This is a genomic window from Robertmurraya mangrovi (assembly GCF_034427655.1).
GTDB classification, from domain to species: domain Bacteria; phylum Bacillota; class Bacilli; order Bacillales; family Cytobacillaceae; genus Robertmurraya_A; species Robertmurraya_A mangrovi.
In genome coordinates this window covers 461239-483808 of record NZ_JAXOFX010000001.1, presented here as the reverse complement: position 1 = coordinate 483808, position 22570 = coordinate 461239, and the positions used below count along the sequence as shown (strand labels likewise).

Annotated in this window: 21 protein-coding genes; 10 read left to right on the top strand and 11 right to left on the bottom strand. The window is 34.5% G+C overall.

Annotated features, from left to right (window positions below; all coding sequences use genetic code 11):
* The first annotated feature begins 165 nt into the window (after positions 1–165).
* Complete coding sequence (locus SM124_RS02425; RefSeq protein ID WP_322444895.1) at positions 166–1047, top strand: C39 family peptidase; 882 nt, start codon at positions 166–168, stop codon at positions 1045–1047.
* A gap of 105 nt (positions 1048–1152) precedes the next feature.
* Here the strand turns inward: SM124_RS02425 and fadH are convergent, their stop codons facing one another.
* A complete protein-coding gene (gene fadH / locus SM124_RS02420; protein WP_322444894.1) occupies positions 1153–1917 on the bottom strand; it encodes a 2,4-dienoyl-CoA reductase in 765 nt (254 codons plus the stop codon).
* Positions 1918–2337: 420 nt separating this feature from the next.
* Positions 2338–2556: a hypothetical protein gene (locus SM124_RS02415; RefSeq protein WP_322444893.1), complete on the bottom strand. Its 219-nt coding sequence runs from the start codon at positions 2554–2556 to the stop codon at positions 2338–2340.
* Positions 2557–2818: 262 nt separating this feature from the next.
* Here SM124_RS02415 and SM124_RS02410 point away from each other — a divergent pair, with 262 nt between their 5' ends.
* Positions 2819–3691: a metallophosphoesterase gene (locus SM124_RS02410; RefSeq protein WP_322444892.1), complete on the top strand. Its 873-nt coding sequence runs from the start codon at positions 2819–2821 to the stop codon at positions 3689–3691.
* Positions 3692–3721: 30 nt separating this feature from the next.
* On the opposite strand, the gene SM124_RS02405 is transcribed toward SM124_RS02410, so the two are convergent.
* The 3 genes from SM124_RS02405 to SM124_RS02395 form a co-directional block, all read right to left on the bottom strand.
* Entirely contained in the window at positions 3722–5818 is a 2097-nt protein-coding gene (locus tag SM124_RS02405; RefSeq protein WP_322444891.1) for an EAL domain-containing protein, read from the bottom strand.
* A 220-nt stretch (positions 5819–6038) separates the two neighbouring features.
* Complete coding sequence (locus tag SM124_RS02400; protein WP_322444890.1) at positions 6039–8129, bottom strand: RNA degradosome polyphosphate kinase; 2091 nt, start codon at positions 8127–8129, stop codon at positions 6039–6041.
* A 95-nt stretch (positions 8130–8224) separates the two neighbouring features.
* Positions 8225–9763: a Ppx/GppA phosphatase family protein gene (locus tag SM124_RS02395; RefSeq protein ID WP_322444889.1), complete on the bottom strand. Its 1539-nt coding sequence runs from the start codon at positions 9761–9763 to the stop codon at positions 8225–8227.
* A gap of 184 nt (positions 9764–9947) precedes the next feature.
* Between SM124_RS02395 and SM124_RS02390 the strand changes: the two genes are divergently transcribed.
* The 4 genes from SM124_RS02390 to SM124_RS02375 all read left to right on the top strand — a co-directional run bounded on the left by SM124_RS02390 (position 9948) and on the right by SM124_RS02375 (position 13106).
* Complete coding sequence (locus tag SM124_RS02390; RefSeq protein ID WP_407691369.1) at positions 9948–10445, top strand: L,D-transpeptidase family protein; 498 nt, start codon at positions 9948–9950, stop codon at positions 10443–10445.
* 154 nt (positions 10446–10599) lie between these two features.
* The gene (locus SM124_RS02385) at positions 10600–11196 is read left to right on the top strand and encodes a PadR family transcriptional regulator (protein WP_322444887.1); all 597 of its coding nucleotides are present in this window, start codon (positions 10600–10602) and stop codon (positions 11194–11196) included.
* 11 nt (positions 11197–11207) lie between these two features.
* Positions 11208–12470 carry an MFS transporter gene (locus SM124_RS02380; protein WP_322444886.1) on the top strand — a complete coding sequence of 421 codons (1263 nt, stop codon included), beginning with the start codon at positions 11208–11210 and terminating at the stop codon, positions 12468–12470.
* Positions 12471–12638: 168 nt separating this feature from the next.
* A complete protein-coding gene (locus SM124_RS02375; protein WP_322444885.1) occupies positions 12639–13106 on the top strand; it encodes a YkyB family protein in 468 nt (155 codons plus the stop codon).
* A 123-nt stretch (positions 13107–13229) separates the two neighbouring features.
* On the opposite strand, the gene SM124_RS02370 is transcribed toward SM124_RS02375, so the two are convergent.
* Complete coding sequence (locus tag SM124_RS02370) at positions 13230–14135, bottom strand: chemotaxis protein (protein WP_322444884.1); 906 nt, start codon at positions 14133–14135, stop codon at positions 13230–13232.
* A gap of 153 nt (positions 14136–14288) precedes the next feature.
* Positions 14289–15617 carry an MFS transporter gene (locus tag SM124_RS02365; RefSeq protein WP_322444883.1) on the bottom strand — a complete coding sequence of 443 codons (1329 nt, stop codon included), beginning with the start codon at positions 15615–15617 and terminating at the stop codon, positions 14289–14291.
* Between the two features lie 182 nt (positions 15618–15799).
* On the opposite strand from SM124_RS02365, the gene SM124_RS02360 reads away from it, so the two are divergent.
* The gene (locus SM124_RS02360) at positions 15800–16786 is read left to right on the top strand and encodes a GGDEF domain-containing protein (protein WP_322444882.1); all 987 of its coding nucleotides are present in this window, start codon (positions 15800–15802) and stop codon (positions 16784–16786) included.
* A 30-nt stretch (positions 16787–16816) separates the two neighbouring features.
* Here the strand turns inward: SM124_RS02360 and SM124_RS02355 are convergent, their stop codons facing one another.
* Entirely contained in the window at positions 16817–17347 is a 531-nt protein-coding gene (locus SM124_RS02355) for an RDD family protein (protein ID WP_322444881.1), read from the bottom strand.
* Positions 17348–17575: 228 nt separating this feature from the next.
* Between SM124_RS02355 and SM124_RS02350 the strand changes: the two genes are divergently transcribed.
* Positions 17576–18730, top strand: a complete 1155-nt coding sequence (locus SM124_RS02350; protein ID WP_322444880.1) for an aminotransferase A — start codon at positions 17576–17578, stop codon at positions 18728–18730.
* 38 nt (positions 18731–18768) lie between these two features.
* Here the strand turns inward: SM124_RS02350 and SM124_RS02345 are convergent, their stop codons facing one another.
* The gene (locus tag SM124_RS02345) at positions 18769–18948 is read right to left on the bottom strand and encodes a hypothetical protein (RefSeq protein ID WP_322444879.1); all 180 of its coding nucleotides are present in this window, start codon (positions 18946–18948) and stop codon (positions 18769–18771) included.
* Positions 18949–19181: 233 nt separating this feature from the next.
* Between SM124_RS02345 and SM124_RS02340 the strand changes: the two genes are divergently transcribed.
* A complete protein-coding gene (locus SM124_RS02340; protein WP_322444878.1) occupies positions 19182–19592 on the top strand; it encodes a vWA domain-containing protein in 411 nt (136 codons plus the stop codon).
* A 33-nt stretch (positions 19593–19625) separates the two neighbouring features.
* Here SM124_RS02340 and SM124_RS02335 read toward each other — a convergent pair whose 3' ends face one another.
* Both SM124_RS02335 and SM124_RS02330 read right to left on the bottom strand, forming a co-directional pair.
* Positions 19626–20501: an NAD(P)-dependent oxidoreductase gene (locus tag SM124_RS02335; RefSeq protein WP_322444877.1), complete on the bottom strand. Its 876-nt coding sequence runs from the start codon at positions 20499–20501 to the stop codon at positions 19626–19628.
* Between the two features lie 85 nt (positions 20502–20586).
* Positions 20587–21372 carry an SDR family oxidoreductase gene (locus SM124_RS02330; protein ID WP_322444876.1) on the bottom strand — a complete coding sequence of 262 codons (786 nt, stop codon included), beginning with the start codon at positions 21370–21372 and terminating at the stop codon, positions 20587–20589.
* 512 nt (positions 21373–21884) lie between these two features.
* Between SM124_RS02330 and SM124_RS02325 the strand changes: the two genes are divergently transcribed.
* Positions 21885–22556 carry a GNAT family N-acetyltransferase gene (locus tag SM124_RS02325; protein WP_322444875.1) on the top strand — a complete coding sequence of 224 codons (672 nt, stop codon included), beginning with the start codon at positions 21885–21887 and terminating at the stop codon, positions 22554–22556.
* Positions 22557–22570 lie beyond the last annotated feature (14 nt).

Genomic DNA, 22570 nt, shown 5'->3' with positions numbered 1-22570 from the left:
TACCACAGAATAAATTTTTAATAATAATATTCGTCTTAAGTTAATAAGGACAAATTAAAAATTGTTTTTATTATATATTAATGTATGTACTGCCAACATCATACCATCATAATGATTACCGATAGAAGAGAACCTAATAATAGCTTATTAAGAAAGAGGGGTTTTATGAAGAATAAACTCTGTTTCGTAGCCGCCCTTTTTCCCTTATTAGGTTGTAGTCACTATGATACATTTCAGGAGCCTAATTTTCAAAAGGATTCCGTTGAAAGTGAGCATTTTCAAACACAAAATTCAAACAAAATATTTTATAAACAATCAGTAACAAATGTAAATGACGCTCATTCAAAAGATAAAAAACAAACTAACCTTAAAAAAAATATTGAAAAACAAGTATATGATAAAAAAATTACAGATAAAAAAGAGATAGATCAAGAAGTTAATGCTGAAAAAAAAGCTAAAGTTTTACTTGATGTACCATTAATTAAACAGAATCCAGAACTAAGGTATGGGTGTGAAGTAACGAGTCTAGCTATGGTTCTTCAGTATACTGGAGTCCAAACCGATAAAATGGAGCTTTATGAAAGAATAAAAAAAGATCCTGACCCTATTCTAAAGTCTAAAGGGGACATTTTAAAATGGGGGAACCCCGCCGATGGTTTTGTGGGGGATATGACAGGTAAATCAGCAGGTTATGCCGTCTTTGATGGACCTATTGCTGATTTAGTAAATGATTACCTCCCTGGGAGGGCGGTTAACTTAACAAATAAAAACTTTGAAGAAATCTTAACCCATGTCTCGAATAGGAATCCTGTTGTTATATGGACTACAGGGGATTATCGCCTTCCTGATAGATGGGAGTCATGGACTCATAAAGGGGTTAGGATTAAAACTCCCCTGGATCTTCACGCAGTCGTGTTGGTTGGATACGATACGGAAAATGTCTATTTAAATGACCCACTTTCAGGTAGGAAACAAGTCAAAGTTTCAAAGGAGAGATTTATTGCTTCATGGAAGGCTCTAAAAAATAGAGCAGTAAGCTATAAATAAGAAAAGCGCAAGCGCCCCGCTGGAGCTAGACAGTAGTCTAACTTAAAAAGCTTATACTTTCTTACCTTATGAGAAAACGGCTGAAATAAGTTCAGCCGTTTCTTCTTAAAATGGATGCTGATTTAACCATTGTCCTCCATCCATTGTAATACAGTCTCCGTTAATATATCCTGCGTTGTCGGAAAATAAAAAGTAAGCTAAATCGGCAATCTCTTCAGGTGTACCTAAACGACCAAGTGGTACGCTCTGTAAGGTTCTTTTTGCGGCCTCTTCTGACTCCCATAGACGGTCAGCCCCACCCGTTCGTTCAATTGGACCTGGAGCTATTGCATTTACTCTTATCCCATATTTTCTTCCCCATTCTACTGCCAATGTTCTAGTCATGGATAGAACGCCTGCTTTAGCAGCAGCTGAATGAATAACCCCTGCTCCAGCATTCCAAGCATATGTAGCAACCATATTGATAATACTGCCCCTAATGCCTTTTTCAATCCAGTACTTCCCTACTTCACTACTACAGTAAAACGTACCATTTAATACGATATTAATAACTGAATTCCAGCCATTTGCAGATAGTTTTTCTGCGGGACAAATGAAGTTTCCAGCGGCATTATTTACTAAAAAGTCTATTCTTCCAAATGCCTTATCCGTTTCTTCAACCATTCTCGTCACATGTTCAATTTCTCTTACATCCATTTGTACAGTCAATACTTGGCCTTCTGTTACTTGTATTTGTTTTTTTGCTTCCTCGAGCCTTTCTTCACTTCTACCCGTAATGACAACTTTGGCTCCTTCCTGCGCAAACCTTTTTGCCATATACAAACCCATTCCACTAGATCCACCCGTTACAATGACAACTTTATCTTTCAATTCAATAACCCCCTATCAAAAATGAATGGTCATTCATATATCTATTTTAACATTATTTATTGAATTTTCGTACAAATTTATTTTTGGTACCCCAAAATTATTACTATTATATTTTGTTTATCACACTGAACCTTGTCTGTTGATTTCCTTTCCAGGCGCTTCGCTTTCCGCGGGCGTGCCGGGGAGCCCCCTCGTCGCTATGCTCCTGTGGGGTCACCCCAGCCCCGTCCTCCCGTAGGAGTCTACGCGCCTTCCACTCCAATCAACTCAGTGTAAAATATTAAATGTACAACTTTGTACAAAGATTTGAAGAGGAAAATCAACTGGCCTGTTTATAATCCCTATAAAAAAACTGTAGATAAAAACTCTTCATTTCCCGAGTTTATCTACAGTTTATGGCACCTATCTTAATCTTTTAAATTAATGGTCAGGATTTAATAAGGATTCATTTAGCTTTGCTAAAGTACGAATAATGGTCTTTTTACGATGGTAGCCCTTTGCTGACACAACTGTCCCATTTAACTCAGCAAAAACTTGCCCCCACTCTCTTTGTTCACGAAAACCATATATGTGTACTTTTATTAAACCGCTCAATGATGGTAAAATTAACAACTCCATAGTTTGATGCTTCTTTCTCATACTGTTGGGCATCTCCTTCTCGTTGGAAATGGCATTTTATCTAAAATTCCATAAAGAAATATTACTTGTTTTATTGTTTGTTATAATTTACTCTACTAAGCTAGAAAAGTCAAAGAAGTCATACTTCAATTTATGAAAATATATAAATATATATTAGAAGAATAACATTACTTTTATATTACTTTTAATTTTCATACTTCTTTTTATTGTTATTGTTTGTTAGTATAAAAAAGATAATTAGTTAGATAGGTTGGTAATTTATATGCCTAAAAAAGTTTCTAGACGCGTTTTTTTAAAGAAATCTTTTGGTACATTTCTAGCAGCAATCGGATTGACTTCTGGTGGATATTTTTATGCCAAGAAAATTGAACCTAAACTGTTGCAAACAAGCTATGAAAATATTATTCATAAAGATATTCCCACGAGCTTTAATCAATTAAAAATTGTTCAATTTAGTGATACTCATTTAGGTTTTCACTATGATTTAAATGATCTTATACACTTAGTGGATAAAATTAATACTATAAATCCTGATATCATTTTTTTTACAGGGGATCTAATGGATGAGCCTAATAAATACACACAGGCTGAATCAATTATTCCTATTTTAAGTAGTCTAAAAGCTCCCCTAGGTAAATTCGCAGTATACGGGAACCACGATCATGGCGGATACGGATCAGACATATATAAAACGATTATCAATCAATCTGGTTTTAAACTCTTATTTAATTCATTTGAAGAAATCAAATTAATTGATAACGAGAGAATTTATATTGCTGGTATTGATGATGCTATGCTTGGTAAACCAAATATACGTGAGATAGCTGAGAAAATACCTGAAAATTCTTATAAAATACTACTATCTCATGCTCCTGATTTAGCAGATGATGCAGTAAACTTCGGTTTTCAACTTCAATTAAGTGGCCATAGCCATGGCGGACAAATACAAATTCCGTTTCTAGGGGTACTCGTAAAGCCACCATATGCGGAGAAATATTATGAGGGGTTTTATCAAATTAAGGGAAAACAAGATTTGACTTTATACGTAAATAGAGGATTAGGCACCACTAGGCTTCCCTTTCGATTTTTATCAAGACCTGAATTGACCGTATTTACTTTAAATAATGGACATTAAAAGAAGCAGCTACATCAGCTGCTTCTTTTGTTAGTATAATAGCTTTTCTTTAATTTCCTTTTCACTAACGGGTCTTGAAAAATAATACCCTTGCCCTTTATGACAGTTGGCCTTTAATAGAAATTCTACCTGTTCTTTTTTCTCAATTCCCTCAGCAACTACCTCTAACCCTAGGCTATCAGCTAAATGTATAATAGTCGTTGTTATAGCAGCATCCTTAGCATTGATATGAAGATCACTAACAAACGATTGATCGATTTTTAATACATCAATTGGAAACTGTTTCAAGTAGTTTAGGGATGAATAACCTGTCCCAAAATCATCGATAGAAATCGTAACACCTAACTCCTTTAAGCCTTTTAAAATAGGGATGGTTTCAGATGTATCTTGCATGGCCCCTTCCGTGATTTCAATTTCTAATAGAGATGGTGTTATATGATATTTTTTAATGCACTTTTTAATCGTTTTAACTAAATTCGGCTGATGAAACTGTTTTGGTGAAATATTAATGGCAATTCTAAAATCTCTTTGAAATTGAATACCCCATTCTTTAATCTTTTTACAAGCTTGTTCAATAACCCAATTGCCAATTGGAATAATTAAGCCTGTATCTTCAGCTAATGGGATGAAATCTCCTGGAGAAATTAAGCCCAGCTCTTTTGAATCCCAGCGAATTAAAGCTTCAAAGCTTTCAATATTTCCCGTTTTTAAATCCACTTGTGGTTGATAATGAAGGATGAGTTCCTTCCGTTCAATGGCTTTTCTTAGCCTAGTTTCCAGTGAAACTAGGTTTGAGATTAAGGAGTTCATTTCAGAACGATAAAATTGAAAATGAGCTTTCCCTTTTTCTTTTACCCTAAATAATGCCTCATCGGCATTTTTTATTAAAGTTTCAGCATCCCTACCATCATTCGGGTACAGACTTATTCCAATACTAGGAGTAATATAGTATTCATTACTATCTAAATAAAAGGACTTGGCAAACTTCGATAAAATACTTTGCGAAAGCTGACTAGCATCATTTCTATTTCCCTGTAATAAAATAATAAATTCGTCTCCACCTTGTCTATACACCTTTAAGTGATCCGACTTTAACTCACTTAAACGATCCGCTACCTTTGTTAAAATTTGGTCACCTGCTAAATGACCTAAAGAGTCATTTATATGTTTAAATCGATCCAAATCGATCGATAGTAAAGCAAAGGTCTCATTGCTGTTCTTACCTAATTTAATTTGATTCTCTAAGTCGCTTAATAAGGCTCGTCTATTAAACAATCCTGTTAGTTGATCATGAAATGCCATATATTTAATGGTTTCAATATTTGAAGCCTGTTCGGAAATATCACGTGTAATCATATATATCCCTTGAATTTCTGAGTGAATAACAATTGGAACCGTTTTAATATGAGCGGCAAGAGTATGACCTTTGGAATGTACAAATCGACAGTCTAGTGATTCTAGTGCTAATCCCGTTATCGTTTTTTGAAATAACTCTTTAAAATCATGATGATCTTGGTCAGCTATTAGATCATAAATAGATCTATATGTCATTTGTTTTTCAGTATATCCTGATAATTTTTGCCCAGCTGGATTCACTTCAAGAATTTTTCCATCTAAAGAGACGACAAATACACCATCTAAATTATGGTCTACAATCGATCGGTAACGTTGTTCGGTTAGAATTAGTCTTTTGCGTTCCATTACGGTTTCCGTTACATCTCTAGTTACCGAAACGACAAAACGAACCTGATTATTTTGATCGATAACAGGTGTTAAAATCGATTCAGTATAGGAAACCCTTCCATCGGGTAATTCTATTTCGTCCGAAAAAGTTTTTGTTTTCCTAGTAACTAAAACACTTTCATAGATTTTCTGTAGTGAAAAAGCCCTTTCGTAAGGAAGAACTTCCTCGATCCCTTTTCCTATTGAATCAGCAGTGAGCCCAGCATATTTAGAACCGGTATCATTAGCAAATATGTATGTAAATATAGGTCCCTCTTCTACTTTCATTATAAAAATCATATCTTTAATATGATTGAAGACAATATTAAAAATTACTTTTTCAATTTTTCTTTCAGTTAATTCATTATTAATTTCTGCAGCTATAATTCCTTTTAAATGATCCATTTCATCACTCTCATTCTGACAGCTGTAAAGTAACCAAATGTTATTAAAATAATATTTTAAATATTCTTTTAGTTATAACTATATACGAAAACTGATGAATGATAAAGATTATTTACTAAAATAGTTCATACATTACCTTAATTTGAATAGTATTGGTAATGAATTAAACTAACAAATGAAAAAGACCCATCGTTTTAGTCTACGATGAGTCTTTTTTACATTATTCTTCATCTTCATTGAGTCTGTAAGCTTCCTCCATTAACTGAAGTTGGCTATCTATTACACCATTAACATCCCAGTCAACATAATGATATTTTCCCGTGTGGTCTTGTTCTCGTGCTTTTACATTATCGCTCATTTGCAGTTCTAATATTTGTTTCAATCTCTTTTTCAAATCGGCTTCAAAGATGGGGAATAGGATTTCTACCCTTTTTTCCATGTTCCTGGTCATCATATCTGCGGAAGATAAATACATTTTTTCTTCACCGTTATGATGGAAATAATAAACTCTACTATGTTCTAAGAACCGCCCCACTATACTAATGACTCTAATATTCTCACTGATTTTACTTATTCCAGGCTTTAAACAACAGATACCTCTAATGATTAAATCGACTTTTATTCCGGTAACGGAAGCTTCATATAATTTCATTATTAACTGCTTATCGGTAAGGGAATTCATCTTGGCAATGATTCTCCCGTTCCCATATTTTTTATGGAACTCGATTTCTTTATTAATGAGATTGATGAACTCTCCACGTATATCATATGGAGCAACAACCAAATGATTATAGTGTGGCTTTTCCGTATAACCACTTAGAAAATTAAAGAAGTTGGTTGCATCAATTCCGAACTTCCTCTTGGAGGTCAGATATCCTATATCCGTGTATATTTTTGCCGTTTGGTCATTATAATTACCTGTACCGAGGTGAACAAACCTCTCAATATTACCATTCCTTCGTCTTACTACTAAAGTGATTTTACTGTGCGTTTTAAGATGGGTCATACCATAGATAACATGACAGCCTGCTTTTTCTAGCTCCTTCGCCCATTGCACATTATTCTCTTCATCGAATCTGGCCTTTAACTCAACCAACACAGTGACTTGCTTCCCCTTCTCCGCAGCTCTTTTTAATGCTTCAATGACCGGTGAATCACCGCTTACACGATATAGGGTTTGTTTAATTGCAAGTACATCTGGGTCATCAGCCGCTTCTGTAACAAAATCAATGACTGGTTGAAAGGATTCATAAGGATGATGTAACAAGATATCTTGTTTTAATAGTTTAGTAAACAGATTTTCATAATTCCCATCTAAAGGAGGCTGAGGAATAAAAGCTTCGTAGCAAAGGTCCTCTCTTCTCTTACCTAAATAGCGATATAAAGAAAACAAAAAGGTTAAATCAAGAGGACCATAGATTAAGTAAGTATCTTCCTCTGTAATTTCTAGTTCCTCTAGCAGGTAAGATACCACTTTTTCATCATAGTCTTCATCCTTAATTTCTAACCGAACGGCTGCTCCCCACTTCCGTTTCTTCAGTTCCTTTTCAATTTCTAATAGTAAATCGCGAGCACCCTCTTCATGAATCGTTAAATCAGCATTTCTTGTAATTCTGAATTGTGTGACCGAATGGACATCATAGCCCCTAAACATTTTCTTAATAAAGTGACAAATAATATTTTCTAATAAAACGAAGGAAGACGTCCCGTTCGTTGTAGGAAGCTCTACAAATCGTTCTAACACGGATGGAACTTGAACGATAGCTAATCTACTGCTATTTATCCCATAATCATCTTCTTCAATACAAACGGCTAAATTTAGACTTTTATTTAATAGCATGGGAAATGGGCGGTAAGCATCAATAGCCATTGGAGTTAAGACTGGAAAGATTTGTTCATCAAAGTAGTTTTCCAAATAGGAAAGCTGATTCGTTTCCAATTCCTCCATCTTTAACAATTGAATTTGTTCCGTTTTCATCTCAGGTAAAATGACGTTCATTAATGTTTCGCATTGAACTTTTACTAACTTATGTGTTCGCTCAGAAATTTCTAATAATTGTTCTCTTGGAGTCATTCCAGCTTTATTTTCAGGTTTATTATATCCGGCTTTCACTTGATCTTTTAATCCTGCTACTCTCACCATAAAAAACTCATCTAAGTTTGAGCTGAAAATGGATAAAAACTTTAGACGTTCTAATAATGGGTTCCTTTGGTCTAATGCCTCTTCTAACACACGTTTATTAAAAGCAAGCCAGCTTAATTCCCGGTTATTATAGTAGGAGGGAAGGTTTAACGTGGATTCTAGTATCATTCTTTCACACCTTTTGTCTACTTCGTCATTATTTGTTTTTATCTTAACAGACAAATTCCTTAAATTTATTACAGAATTGTATATATTTTGTAAATTTATGGACTGAGTATAAATTTGATTAAGATGCTTTGTTTTATTGCTTTTTCAAGATGACGTATTTGTTTTTCGACCTGATATCTCTCTACAAAGAAGTTCCCTGTACATAGAACAGTAAGCGTAACATCTCCATTTTCTTCAAATGATAATTTAACATCCTTTACAATTCCTCTCTTAGATGCATCAAGGGAGGATGCAAGTTTTGTCAGCGCTCCACCTATTCGTATCTCTTCTAATTCCTCTTTAGTAAACCAGTCTAAAAAAGGTTCGATATACTGTCTTAACAGAGTCTTATTTTTAAATGAAGAGACCATTGCCAGTTTAAGACGTTCTTTATGATCTAAACCATCTATCGACTGATTAGCTAGTAGATAGAATGTATGTTGACTGCTTATATCAGCGTCCATGTATTCACCAATAAAATAGACTCTTGCACTCCTATCAATAATCTTTAAGTGCTCTAAACTTTCATTTCTGTTACATAGTGCAATCACTTCTTTATAAAGCCGGCCAGCTAAAAAAGCTACATGATTAGAATGTTCTTCATCTATGTCATAGTCCTGCCGTAATTGATTGATACTTCTACTGATAATCTCTTCTGTATTTGTTAAAATAAGCTTTTCACCGAACTTCTTTAAGAAAACTCCGTCTCTCAATCCTTTGCGACTAAACATAAACGCCTTTGATTGAACATATTCACATAGATGTATAAAAACTTCCAGTGCAGGAAAAATGATATCTGCCCGATCCTTTGATAGTCCTTCTAACCTCTCTAATTCGGAGAAATTTAAAGATTCCATATAAGAACGTATTCCATATAAGTCATTGATATTCATGGTATATTGGTGGATTCCAGCTAGTGGGTATTTCTTTAAATGTTGATCCATTTGAGCTATATTTCTAGCGCTGCCTCCAATTGCTACAATAGGCACATGGAGATCTTTTAACCAAGGTAAGCTTTGTAAAGAATGGATGATAAACTGACTTAATGTCTCTCTCTCTTCCTCTGTTACGGTATCCCCTTTTATGTACTGCTCCTTCAGAGAGACAACACCAAAAGGAAAACTATGAAAGTGCTTTAGCTTCCTGTCTTTATAATAAGTAATTTCTGTACTTCCACCACCGATATCAATCGTTACACCTTCTGCAATCGGTGTTGTTTGGGTTACCGCATAAAAGCCGTAATAGGCTTCTTCTTCTTCTGTAAAAATCTCTATTGTTAAGCCTGTTTGTTCTTTTACATTCTTTAATATGCGTTCCTTATTGACGGCTTGTCTAATAGTTGCTGTAGCAACACACTGTACATTCTCAACTTCATGATAAGCTAATATTTCCTTAAATCCAGTTAAGATTTCAATCAGTTTTTTTATCCCCTTTTCCATTAACACATTATCCTCGTTCAAATAACGTCTTAGCCTTGCCGGAGATTTTATATTATTCGTTTCTTTTAAAATACCAGAATTATTCTCTTTATAAATAACGAGTCTAATGGTGTTTGAACCTATATCAATAATTGCCCATTTTTTGGTGAGATCCATTGAAAGTTCTCCTTAATCAATAAATTATTTCTTTATTTTATATAATTTTTAGTACTGAGTAAAATTTCCCTCTTAGTAAATATCCTCTAAATATTACACAAATGTTATGAAGCTAGAATATTTATACATTAAACAAAAACCTATTTTTGCTCTGTTTCCCTTGAAAAGGAGTTGATTTTTAATGTTGTATCACAAAGTAAAGCCTGGGGAAACTTTGGCTACAATTGCTGTTAACTACCGTCGAACATTACAAGAGATTCTGAAGGCAAACCCTAACATCATCAATCCAAATATCATTGTTCCTAACCAATTAATTCTTATCCCTGGCTTGCCTGATCCTAATTCTATCCCTTATAGAATTGATGTTTCAGTTGATAGTAAACTTTTAACTCTTTATAGAAATAACACCATGATTAAAAAGTATCCCATTGCAACAGGGAAAATGCTAACGGCCACTCCAGTTGGAGAATATGTCATCGTCAATCGCGCCCCAAATCCAGGCGGCCCCTATGGTGCTATGTGGCTTACCCTTTCAAAAGCTGGCTATGGCATACATGGCACCAATAATCCATCATCCATTGGTAAATCCGTTTCAAAAGGTTGTATAAGAATGTATAACAAAGATGTATTGGAACTCTCATCCATCGTACCAAACGGAACAAGAGTGATTATTCATCGTTAAGGGAAGGAGAAATCCTTCTCTTTTTTTGTATTCGCATTAGATCCTCATTAATTGCCTATTTTTTATTATTTTTCCATAAACCATTGAATTCCTTCACTTTTTTATATATCATATTGATATATCAGATTGATACATTATTGAAGGGGGCTACTACTTGAGTATTGAACATTCAATATTAGCTGTATTAAGCTTTGGTCCTAGTTCTGGATATGATATTAAGTCAGAGTTTGAACATGAAGCATCAGGTTTATTTTGGGGCGCTAGCTATGGAAGTATTTACCCTAAACTTAAAAAGTTAGAAGAAACTGGCTATATTTTTGCACTGGAAGAAGAGGATGAAGGTAGGAAGAAAAAACTGTATGAACTAACCAAAAAGGGCTGGCTTGAGTTAGAACAGTGGCTAGGTGAAACTCCCTCGTACCCCATTATTAAAGATGAATTATTCATGAAAATGGGCTCTTGGCATCGTGATATGGATTTAAAAATACTTGTTAACCATCTTTTAGAACGAAAGAAACAATCTGAGCATTTATTGAGGTTTGTGACTGAATGGCCTAAAAATGGGGTCTCCTATATTGACCAAGTCGGTATGCTAGCCATTCAGTATGCTAAAATGCGCTTAGAAACAGAGTTATTATGGATTGATCGTACAATAGAAATGATTCAATCGGGAGATCTACCAAAAGCCCAGGATACTAGAGGAAACGCAGAAAAAATGATTACACGAAGAAGAAAGACTCTTCAAGAGTAGGAGTTGAAATCATGAAGCCTGGTATTTTTAAACCGTTAAAGACTCGTTCCTATCGTTCACTTTTTGGAGCACAGGTGTTTTCAGACCTAGGCAATTGGCTTGATTTTTTAACTTTACAGATTATTGTTGTATACCATTGGGGACTCGATGCTTCAGCAATAGCCTCCGTTATTATCGTTATAGGGTTACCTTGGGTATTAATTGGTCCATTTGCTAGTGTATTTGTTGATCGTTTACCGAAGAAGACTATTATGATATTAAGTCTCCTCTTTAAAATTATCTTTGTTGTCGGTTTATATTACTCACCCAATCTCTATGTTCTACTATTATTTGTTTTTCTTAAAGGAACGGTCTCTTCCCTATTTGATCCCGCTAGGCAGAGTGCCATCCGTTTAACCGTCCCAGAGAAACTGCTTCCCGAGGCGGTAACTTTAAGTCAACTTTCTGTTAACACGATGAAAATTATTGGTCCAGCCCTCGGTGGCGGCATGATTGCGCTTTTTGGAATTAAGAGCCCCTTGGTCTTTGAGATAATCGGTTTTACCATTGCCATTATATTTTTACTAATGATGCCAAAAATAGATGAAGAATGGGGAAGAACTTCGCAAAACAATAGTAAAAAGAGAGAATTTTGGAAAGAGCTATTAGAGGGATTAAACCATATAAAACAAACAAAATTATTATACTTATCCATCATCATTTCATCCATTGCGCTATTTATTATCTTCCTTTACGATGGCCTTCTAATATTTGTTGGACAAAAACTAGGTTTTAACGAAACTAGTTATGGTCTACTTGTTAGTTCAGTAGGTTTAGGTAGTGTCGTTGGTGCATTATTATTAGGACAATGGACTAATTGGAAGAATAAACCCATACACTTCATGTCTAGCTCTTCCGTTATTAGCGGCTTATTAATTATTTCAATAGGGGTAGGTAGTCTGGGAATTATGATATTTCCTAAGTTTATTTGGATCATCGGTGCTTTCTGCTTAGGATTACTAGCATCAGGAGAATCTATTCCTTATGGATATGTACTTCAGTCGGAAACCCCAAAAGAAATGATGGGGAGAGTTTCATCTGCTGCAATGGCCATTCAAACTTTCTCTATGTTAATCGCCCCAGCGATAGGTGCTTTAATTGCTAAAGCAATTGGTGTTTCACTTGTTATGATATTTGCTGGTGTCATCACCATTTGTCTAGGATTAATGGTCCTATTATTCATCTTAAAAAAACATGCAACAACCAGTTTAAAAGCAAAAGGTCTCGAAGGATGAGTGGACTGGGAGAATCCTTCCTTTCCACTTTTTCGTACTGATTTTAAGGAGAGGACTCATGATTATTTATAACTATCTTTTCTTTTATTGTTAAATAAGGTTATAATACATAATGGAACATATTTTAATATCGAGGCAAGTACTAATACTCGAAAGGAGCTAATACTTTTGAATCGGGAAAGGAATCATACTCCTCCATTAAATCCAACGATTGAGAACCTCTCACAAGCAATCTTCATTGTGAACCGTCATGCCAAAACTGCTCCAAACCCAAAATTTTTATATAAATTAAAGCATGATGCTTTACAAAGGCTTATAAAAGAAGGAAAAGCTAAAAAAGTCGGCCTACATTTCTCAGAAAATCCTAAATATAGTCAACAACAGTCTGATGTATTAGTAGTGTGCGGTGAATATTCATTCCACCTACCTCCATCAAAAAATGACTTTTCATCATTACCTCATTTAGGAAAGTTAGATAATAGGGTTAGAAACCCTAAAGCAAGTATTTCATTAAATCAGTCAAAAAAGTTATTAATGTCTTTTACTGGTTTGAAGGAAAAAGAAATGGCTGTTAAAACTCAAAAACGAGTATATGAAAAACCAGTATTTAAAAAACTGGGTGAGAGTTATTATTAAGCCACACTAAGGGTAAGATGGCACAAAAAAAAGCTGATTTTAAAAAATCAGCTTTTTTTTGTTAATTTATTTTGCAGTATTATGAATTCAGTAGCCATTTTAACTATGTCCTGAGGTTGATTTTTATAAGGCATGCTCGTCAATTAATAGAACAAGTTCAGCTATTTCTGGTTTACTTACTTGAGCATCAGCCCCAACCATTTGTCCTTTATGACGTAAATCATCTGTAATTAACGAAGAGAAAATAATAACAGGTAATTTTGAAAGCTCTTTGTTTTCTTTAATTCTTTTCGTTAAATGATGCCCGTCCATTTGTGGCATCTCAATATCAGTAATGATTAACTGAACTTCATCAGCTACATTTTTACCACTGACAGATAGGTTTTCTAAATATGTTAATGCATCTTTCCCGTTCTCAAAGAATTCTATATATTGAAAGCCTGCTTCTGTTAACGTGTCATGAAGTAATTTTCTTAGTAAAGGTGAATCTTCCGCTACGACTAATCTTTTATTAGAACGCTCACGTTTACCTAATTTCTTTACTTGTTGAACATTAATACCTGATTCTGGATTAATTTCTACTACAATCTTTTCAAAGTCTAGTAATAGAATCATTTCACCATGCAGTTTAATTACTCCAATGATTTGACTTTCAGAACCTTGGTACATATCAGACGGTTTTTCAATTTGATTCCAAGAAATACGATGAATTTGTGTAACCGTATGTACATGAAAAACAACTTTTTGTTTGTTAAACTCTGCTACAATAAATTTATCTTGTTGAGGATTTTCTGAAGGAGGAAAACCTAAAGCAGTTGCTACATTTACAACTGGTAGAACCTCACCTCTGAGTTCAATAATCCCCTCAACATTTTGATGGGCATGTGGAACCTGAATAACAGGAACAGGATTAATAATTTCTTTTACCTTAATAACGTTTATTCCAAATTTATTTCTACCAATACCAAACTCAACAATTTCTAGTTCATTGGTACCACTTTCTAATAGAATCCCTTTATGATTATCCATTCCCCTTCTACCTTCCTTTTATCAAAAATAAATAGTATATACAATACTATAACACTTAATAGTAAGATTTGCTTAGAGCATTTTTAAGATTTCGTGAAAAATTACAGATAGGAATTTTTACCTATTAATACGATAAAATAAAAGCAAGCTAATTTACGCTTGCTTTACATTATGATCCTCTTTAATGGTTCTATGAATAAGTAGACCAATTAAAGTGAGAATAATTAACGATCCAAGTGCTAGACGACTTGCTATATTACCATAGTCTGCAAATACAAGTGTAATGGTTCCATAAATAGCTGGGCCTAAGATGGAAGAAACTTTCCCGGAAAAGGCAAATAATCCAAAGAACTGTCCTCTCTTGTCTTCTGGTGTCAATTCCACGATATACGTTCGTGTCGTTACCCACATAGAACCTAGTGCTACTCCAAACATACTTCCTGCAATCCAAAACATCGGTTCATTAACAGCTAGAGTCGCAATCACGAGAGCCACTAGTAATAATATCCCTACATATTTCACTGCTTTATTGGCCCCTTTTGCTTTTGTCACATAGCCAAAAATGAATGAGCCAATAATACTTGAAACCGTTGAAACAAGATAAAGCAAAATAAATTGTCCTGTTGAAAAGCCAATAATCGCCTTTGCATACACGGCCATCATAGCTATTGTTGTGGCAATCGCATCATTCAAGAAAAAATACGCAATCATAAAAGTAAAAACGGCTTTATAAGTTCTCATTTCTTTAAATGTTTGTATGATTTCCTTATACCCTGATAAAAAAGAACCTTTTTTAGGCTCAGGATGTGGCCTATCTTTCACAAAGAAAAATAAGGGCAATGAAAACACAAAGAACAATACGGCTGTAGGGATGAATGCGTTATGAAAGCCTGAATCCCCAACAAAAGGATAAACGGTTAGACCCACTAACGTACCAACATAACCGACTGCTACACCAAAACCTGAAATGAGTGGGATTTGTTTTTTTGTACCTAGATCGGAAATCATAGCATCATAAAATACTAAACTAGAATGAAAGAAAAACTTTGCAATAATAAAACAGAGAATGACAGCTGCTAAATAAATAGGGAGGCCAAATATAGTTCCCGAAAATAAATTTCCTTGACCAAAGACCCCCATCAAGGCTGTAGCTAAAACGGTTATAAAAGTGAATATTACAATATACTTCTTTTTCTTACCTGTTCGGTCAATCATTACTCCAAATAAAGGAGAAAAAATAACTAAAAAGAAACTGGCAATGGCATTTGAATAGGAAACAAATGTACTAGCAATTTGATTTAATACTTCATTTTCTCCAATTACTTCCTGTAGGTAGAACGGAAAAAAGATGGTGTTAATATTAGAAGAAAAAATCGTATTTGCAAAATCATAAAAAGCCCACGAAAGAATGGGTAAAGAGAAGTATAATCCCCATGAATTCAGCTCTTTATTTTTTTGAGATGTCTTTGTTTCAACCTCCATTTTTTCATCTCCTTAAAATTTTCTTTACTGTAAAATATTCAACAACAGTTATATTAATCCTCTACCATTAGTCAAACTATTGCAAATTTACATATATTTAACATTTAGAATAGTTAGATTCATAGTAAAATAGTATCAATCAATACATTAAAGCTAATACTAGTTTTTAAGGGGTGTTAGGTGTGATCACCTTTATTGGAGATATAGCTGAAAGTGTCCCATGCGTAGAAGCACATCAAAAAAGTTCCGAAATATATGACCTATTTGAAAGAGACCTGTCGTTAGAAGGACTAGTTGTCACCAATCAGAGCCAGCCGGTAGGCTTAGTAATGAAGACTAAATACTATCACAAGTTATCTTCAAAGTATGGATTCGACATTTATATGGGAAGAAATGTCGAACTCTTAATGGAAAAGACACCGCTTATAGTCGATTATTATATGAAGGTAACAGAAGTCAGTTCACTTGCAATGGCAAGAGAACAAGACGACATTTATGATTCTATTATTGTTGTGAAGAATCAAGAATACTATGGAGTTGTAAACATTAAGAACCTTTTAATAAAAATAGCAGAGGACCAAGTATTTATTGCACATAATACGAATCCATTAACAGGGCTACCAGGTAATACTCTAATTAAAGAACAGCTTAATGAAACCCTTGGCAGTCAGAGGAACTACACTATAATGTATGCTGATTTGGATAATTTTAAAGCATATAATGATATTTATGGTTTTTCTAAAGGAGATGACTTAATAAGAGAAACTGGTAATCTCCTAAATAAGTATGTTTTGTTAAAGCAAAGAGAAAAAGCCTTTGTTGGTCATATTGGTGGAGATGATTACATCGCTATCCTTCCTCACTACGAGTATGAAAGCATTTGTCAGGCTATTCTTGAGGAGTTCAAACAAATTGTTCTTCATTATTACGATCAAGAAGACTTAAAAAATGGCTATGTGACGGTTAAAAACAGAAAGGGTATAGTAGAACAAACTCCTCTTTGTTCTTTATCTATAGCTGTCATTACGAACAAATGGAAGGACTTTAAAAGTATTGAAGAAATTAGTGAAGAAGCCACTAGATTAAAAGGATTTTGTAAATCAAACACTCAAAGCTGTTATATTTCAAATGGTTCAATTTTAGAAAAAGACTGCTCCGTTCAGATTTAAACGGTGCAGTCTTTTTTTTACCTAATACTATTATTTTTTAACTACTAATGTACCAGCAATCATGTCATGTAGAGCTTGTTTTTTCTCTGTAAAGGCTGCCATAATAAAACCAATCATAAAAATGCCGGACAAAAAGCCCATTGCAGCATAACGACCCAGCCCACGCCAGAATGAAATTCGATTTCCATGTAAGTCTGTCACTTTAATTCCAAGTAACTTCTTTCCAACTGTACCTTGCCATTTAGAAGCATGTAAGCCAGCATAATACGCAACAGCTATAACAAAGTTAATAAGAATGGAGACAAAAACAGCACTAAGATATGTCCCCAAAAAGGTTAATGCTTCTTCATCTGTTAACTCTCCCCCATAGGCACTACTCATTAAGATGTCTGTTGCTCCAGTAGATCCAAAGAAAATAGTAATAATGATAATAGTTAAAATAGCTAATGGAATCCCTAACACAACACCATCGATTAAGTAAGCAACAAAGCGCTGCCAAAAACTAGCGTATTCTTTTGGTTCTTCGAATAACCCTTTTTCACTTTCAAATTGATTTTCCACCTAATAACCTCCTAAATAATTAATCAACTACTGTACAATGTTATGATAAAATGACACATTTTAACTCTAATTATAACGTACAAAATGATTATATAAAATTATTTGTAAAAAATCTTACAGAAGATAAATTATACATAATAGACTTTTTAGATTTAATTATACAATTCAGCATCTTTCGTTTTTTTTCAAACATGATAAAATAAGGTATGCCATAGGAGGATGAATACTTTGGAACATTTAATTAACAAAAAGGTAAAGAACATTGAAATATCTGGTATTCGAAAGTTTTTCAATATGGTAGCTGATACAAAAGATATGATTTCTTTAACCATTGGCCAACCTGACTTTCCTACACCAGCACATGTAAAAGAAGCTGGAAAAAGGGCCATTGATGAGAACTTCACTTCGTATACACATAATGCTGGAGTCCTTGAGTTGCGTAAGGCTGCTGCTGCTTTTGTTGGGAAAAAATATCAACTTACATATAACCCCGAGAATGAAATCATAATCACCACTGGTGCCAGTGAAGCCATTGATATTACCTTCAGGACAATTCTAGATGTTGGTACAGAGGTGATCTTACCTGGTCCTGTGTATCCAGGCTACGAACCCATCATTAAATTATGTGGTGCGACACCGGTATATGCAGATACTAGAGAAAATCAATTCCGGATGACTGCCTCTGTCATTGAGAAATACATAACGGAAAAAACACGTTGTATTGTACTTCCATACCCATCTAATCCTACAGGAGCTAGTTTAACGAAAGAGGAATTAACTGAGATTGCAAAATTACTTTCTAATAAAAATATATTTATACTAGCTGATGAAATTTATAGCGAGCTCGTTTATGACCAAGAACACTTTTCAATAGGAACCATTCTTAGGGAAAAAACGATTGTCATTAATGGATTGTCTAAATCTCATTCCATGACGGGTTGGCGAATAGGTATCATTTTTGCACCTGAATATGTATGTAACCATATATTAAAAGTTCATCAATACAACGTATCCTGTGCAACATCTATCTCACAAATGGCTGCTTTACAAGCTTTAACAGTTGGGATTGATGATGCATTAGTTATGAAAAGTGAATATGTACAGAGAAGAGAATATGTTTATAATCGGTTAGTAAAGCTGAATTTTGAAGTGGTTAAACCTGATGGAGCTTTTTATTTCTTCGTAAAGATACCTAGTCACATACAGCTTTCATCATTTGATTTTGCTCTCGCATTAGTGAAAGAGGTTGGATTAGCAGTTGTACCTGGGAGTGCTTTTTCGGAATTAGGTGAAGGTTATTTCAGACTTTCATTTGCTTATTCAATGGAAACTTTAGAAGAGGGTTTAAATCGGATGGAGAGATACTTAAATAATAATCGATAAAACATGTTTTTGAAGGGAAAGCGATCAGCTTTCCCTTTTTATTGGCCTTTATACTCTCCGTTGTTCTTTGGAGCTTTTTCCTTTTTTGCTTTATCTTTATGAATTTTATTTGTAGCAGCACTACCTGTTTCGTGTGCAAACTCTTCGTTTAGTACAGCGGAATCAAACCCTTTTTTGTTCTTTTGCTGAGGGTCGTTTTTCTTTGTGCGCTTAGCCATGTATATTCCTCCTTTGTGACTTTGACTTATATCACGTTATTAGTTTGGAGTTCCAGAAAACACTCTATACATGGCAGTCTATTGCTGTTTATCCACTTTTTAATCTTCGTATATCTAATTAAATATGGTTTCTATTAATGTTGTGATTTACCGATATTACCCAATCATAAACTGTACCTATAAAACCCAAAATAATATGGCTTGCTCATTCAAACATAAGGAGTTGGTCAAACGTGCGATGGCATAAAACCATTTTATCCATGCTACAACAGCGTCAAGGAAAAAAAGTTGCTTTAGCTGTAGACACTTCTACGAATGAGGTCCCGACCATTTTGATTAATAACATAGTGAAATTATTTGAACAAGTAAAACCTGATGCGCTCCTGGTTCAAGCAGACTTTAAAATAAGAAGTGTTGAACCAGTAAAAAGTGATACAATTAAATATTATACACATGGGAAGGCTTCATATACATTGGTGCTTGAGTGGGCAGCAGAGGAAAAAATAGATACTTTATTTTATATCACAGATGTAACTGGTTATTTTGCAGAAGACATGAACAATGTAGACTATGAAATGTTTTGGCTAGTTCCAGATGATTTCTTGCCAAGAGTTCCTTTTGGTAAAGCTATTAAAGTAGCGTAAAAAAGAATCCCTCATAGTGAGGGATTCTCAAGATCACTTCCAATACTTATATAATGCTTGAGTACCGCTATTTTCCTCACCTTGTTCAGCTAACTCGGCATACATTTTTTTAGCTAATAATAATCCTGGGGTGTCCATTCCCATATTAACAGCTTCTTGTAATGCTATATTCATATCCTTGATAAAGTGCTTAATATAAAAACCTGGATTAAAGTCTCCATCTATCATTCTAGGTGCAAGATTAGATAGTGACCAACTTCCTGCCGCTCCTGAAGATATACTCATCAATACTTTTTTAGGGTCTAACCCTGCTTTTTCAGCATAAATGACGGCTTCACAAACACCAATCATATTAGATGCAATCGTAATTTGATTGCACATTTTTGTATGCTGCCCAGACCCTGCTTTTCCTTGAAAAACAATATTAGCTCCAAGTACATGGAAGATAGGTTTCACTTCTATAAAATCTTCCTCATCTCCCCCTACCATGATAGAAAGTTTCCCATCACGAGCACCAATATCTCCTCCAGATACAGGAGCATCAAGGGCTTTCATATTGTGTTCCTTTGCTTTATTAAAAATTTTGACAGCCAGACTAGGCGTTGATGTTGTCGTGTCAATTAAGTATGTATTTTCTTTCCCATTTGGGATTAACCCATTTTCCCCTAAATAGACTTCTTCTACATCAGAAGGATATCCAACAATCGTTATAATAACATTTGCCTTACCTGCTAATTCCTTTGGTGAATCGGCCCACTTAGCTCCCTCATCCAATAAGTCTGCTGCTTTTTCCTTTGTACGGTTGTAAACGATAACAGAATAGCCTGCCTTTAATAAATTTCTAACCATGCTTTTCCCCATTACACCAGTACCTACAAAACCAATCACTGTATTTTCAACTGTTAACACTAGTCCACACCTCTTATATTTGGTTTTTACTTCAGTAAAGATAACATCATTGAATCGTTTGAAATATTGTATGAAGTACTAAAATTTAGATTGATTTTACCATTCCACCATCAACCAAAAACGCACTGCCTGTCATATAGGTATTTGCATCTGATGCAAGGAAAGTAACTACCTTAGCAAATTCCTCCGGTGTCCCGTAACGCTTCAGAGGAATCGTACCTTTCACCTTTTCCTCCATCTCCTCACGACTAATTCCTAGTTTTCCTGCATTTATTTCATCAAGATGTTTAACCCTATCTGTTGCGATTCTTCCAGGAGCAACCGTATTAACTAATATTCCGTCATTAGCTAGCTCCCCGGCAATCGTTTTAGATAGGCCAATAATTCCTGTTCTAAAAGTGTTAGATAAAATTAATCCCGGTATGGGCTCCTTTATAGAAGAGGAAGCAATGTTAATAATTTTCCCACCTTGTTTCTTTAAGAATGGAAGGGAGTTTTTTATTAACCTTATATATGATAATAAATTAAGTTCAAAGGCACTTTGCCACTCTTCGTCCGTAATAGACTCAATCGTTCCAGCTGGTGGACCTCCTGCATTATTAACAAGAATATGAAGGTCTCCAAATGTTTCTACTGTGCCTTTTACTAAGTTCTCAATTTCATCCAGTTTGGATATATCAGCTTTTATATAATGCACTTTTCCAGTACCCAATTTCTCAAGCTCTTCTTTTACCCTCGCTAACTTATTCTCATCTCTACTGGAGATCACTACGTTAGCTCCTTCTTTAAGAAGTTCCTCTGCAATAGCCCTTCCTAACCCTTGACTAGAAGCTACTACTAAAGCTGTTTTTCCACTCAAATTAAAATCCATTTGTGTAATCCCCCTTCATATTCAATAACAACATAGTGAATATAATACTACTACTCCTATTATACAAAATCCTCCAGTATAAATCCTTTATAATTACTTACATTAGCCCCCAGTAAAACAAAAATGGTTCCTAAATAAAGTTAGGAACCATTGTCTATATAAAATATTTCTGGGGGGCATGATTAGTGTAATACTCTAGTTATAAATGAGCTTTGAATTTCGTAAAGTTCATTTCTTTGTTTACTTTTAATATTTATATATTTATCTTGGTACAAGAAACTTATAATCATTGATACCATGTTTCATCTTCCTTTCGTTTCCTTGTAACCTTATTTTAGAAAAAATGGCAAAAATAAAAAACAATCATTGGATGGTATTTTTCTCATCCTTTGGACTGAGAGGGCACTACTTCTAGAGTATCGCAGGAAAATGCCTAGTAAGGAGGACCACACGTTTGACCGAGAATTTGAAACATTCTACAATTAAAGAAAAATAAGTCTGGGAGGAGTTCCATGTACAAAAAAGAAATATTTGTTTTTAACGAAGGAAAACCTTTAAAAGCAATCATTAGAAACTATACAAAAGCTGACTTCCATGAGTTAATCAGAATTCAACGTGAAGCTTTTCCTCCACCCTTTCCTGAAGATCTACTGTGGAATCAAGAACAACTTGATAATCATGTGAGATTATTTCCTGAAGGAGCATTATGTGTAGAAGTAGAAGGTAAAATATGTGGATCCATGACAGGCTTACTCATGAACTATTTTAGTGTAAGTTCAGATCATAGTTGGTCTGAAGTCACAGATGATGGTTATATTCGAAACCATGACCCAAACGGTAACTCCCTTTACATAGTAGACATCAGTGTTAGTCCAAGTTATCGTAAACTTGGACTAGGCAAATGGCTTATGCAGTCCATGTACGAAACCGTTGTGCACTTAAAATTAGAACGACTGCTTGGTGGAGGGAGAATGCCAGGTTTCCATAAACATGCAAAAGACCTAACAGCAGAAGAGTATGTAGAAAAGTTACTTACCGGAGAACTAAAAGATCCCGTTATCACATTCTTACTACGTTGTGGAAGGACTCCTATCAAACCAATAAAAGATTACCTCGAAGATGAAGAATCATTAAATTATGGTCTATTAATGGAGTGGAAAAATCCTTTTTTAGCTAGGAATTAAAAGCTCTAAAACAA

Excerpts from the sequence above, each read along its gene's own strand:
- SM124_RS02405 (WP_322444891.1), bottom strand. The coding sequence starts at position 5,818 with ATGGATCATTTAAAAGGAATTATAGCTGCAGAAATTAATAATGAATTA.
- SM124_RS02395 (WP_322444889.1), bottom strand. The coding sequence starts at position 9,763 with ATGGATCTCACCAAAAAATGGGCAATTATTGATATAGGTTCAAACACC.
- SM124_RS02365 (WP_322444883.1), bottom strand. The coding sequence starts at position 15,617 with ATGGAGGTTGAAACAAAGACATCTCAAAAAAATAAAGAGCTGAATTCA.
- SM124_RS02370 (WP_322444884.1), bottom strand. The coding sequence starts at position 14,135 with ATGGATAATCATAAAGGGATTCTATTAGAAAGTGGTACCAATGAACTA.
- SM124_RS02415 (WP_322444893.1), bottom strand. The coding sequence starts at position 2,556 with ATGAGAAAGAAGCATCAAACTATGGAGTTGTTAATTTTACCATCATTG.
- SM124_RS02325 (WP_322444875.1), top strand. The coding sequence starts at position 21,885 with ATGTACAAAAAAGAAATATTTGTTTTTAACGAAGGAAAACCTTTAAAA.
- SM124_RS02425 (WP_322444895.1), top strand. The coding sequence starts at position 166 with ATGAAGAATAAACTCTGTTTCGTAGCCGCCCTTTTTCCCTTATTAGGT.
- SM124_RS02410 (WP_322444892.1), top strand. The coding sequence starts at position 2,819 with ATGCCTAAAAAAGTTTCTAGACGCGTTTTTTTAAAGAAATCTTTTGGT.
- SM124_RS02330 (WP_322444876.1), bottom strand. The coding sequence starts at position 21,372 with ATGGATTTTAATTTGAGTGGAAAAACAGCTTTAGTAGTAGCTTCTAGT.
- SM124_RS02380 (WP_322444886.1), top strand. The coding sequence starts at position 11,208 with ATGAAGCCTGGTATTTTTAAACCGTTAAAGACTCGTTCCTATCGTTCA.
- SM124_RS02345 (WP_322444879.1), bottom strand. The coding sequence starts at position 18,948 with ATGGCTAAGCGCACAAAGAAAAACGACCCTCAGCAAAAGAACAAAAAA.
- SM124_RS02400 (WP_322444890.1), bottom strand. The coding sequence starts at position 8,129 with ATGATACTAGAATCCACGTTAAACCTTCCCTCCTACTATAATAACCGG.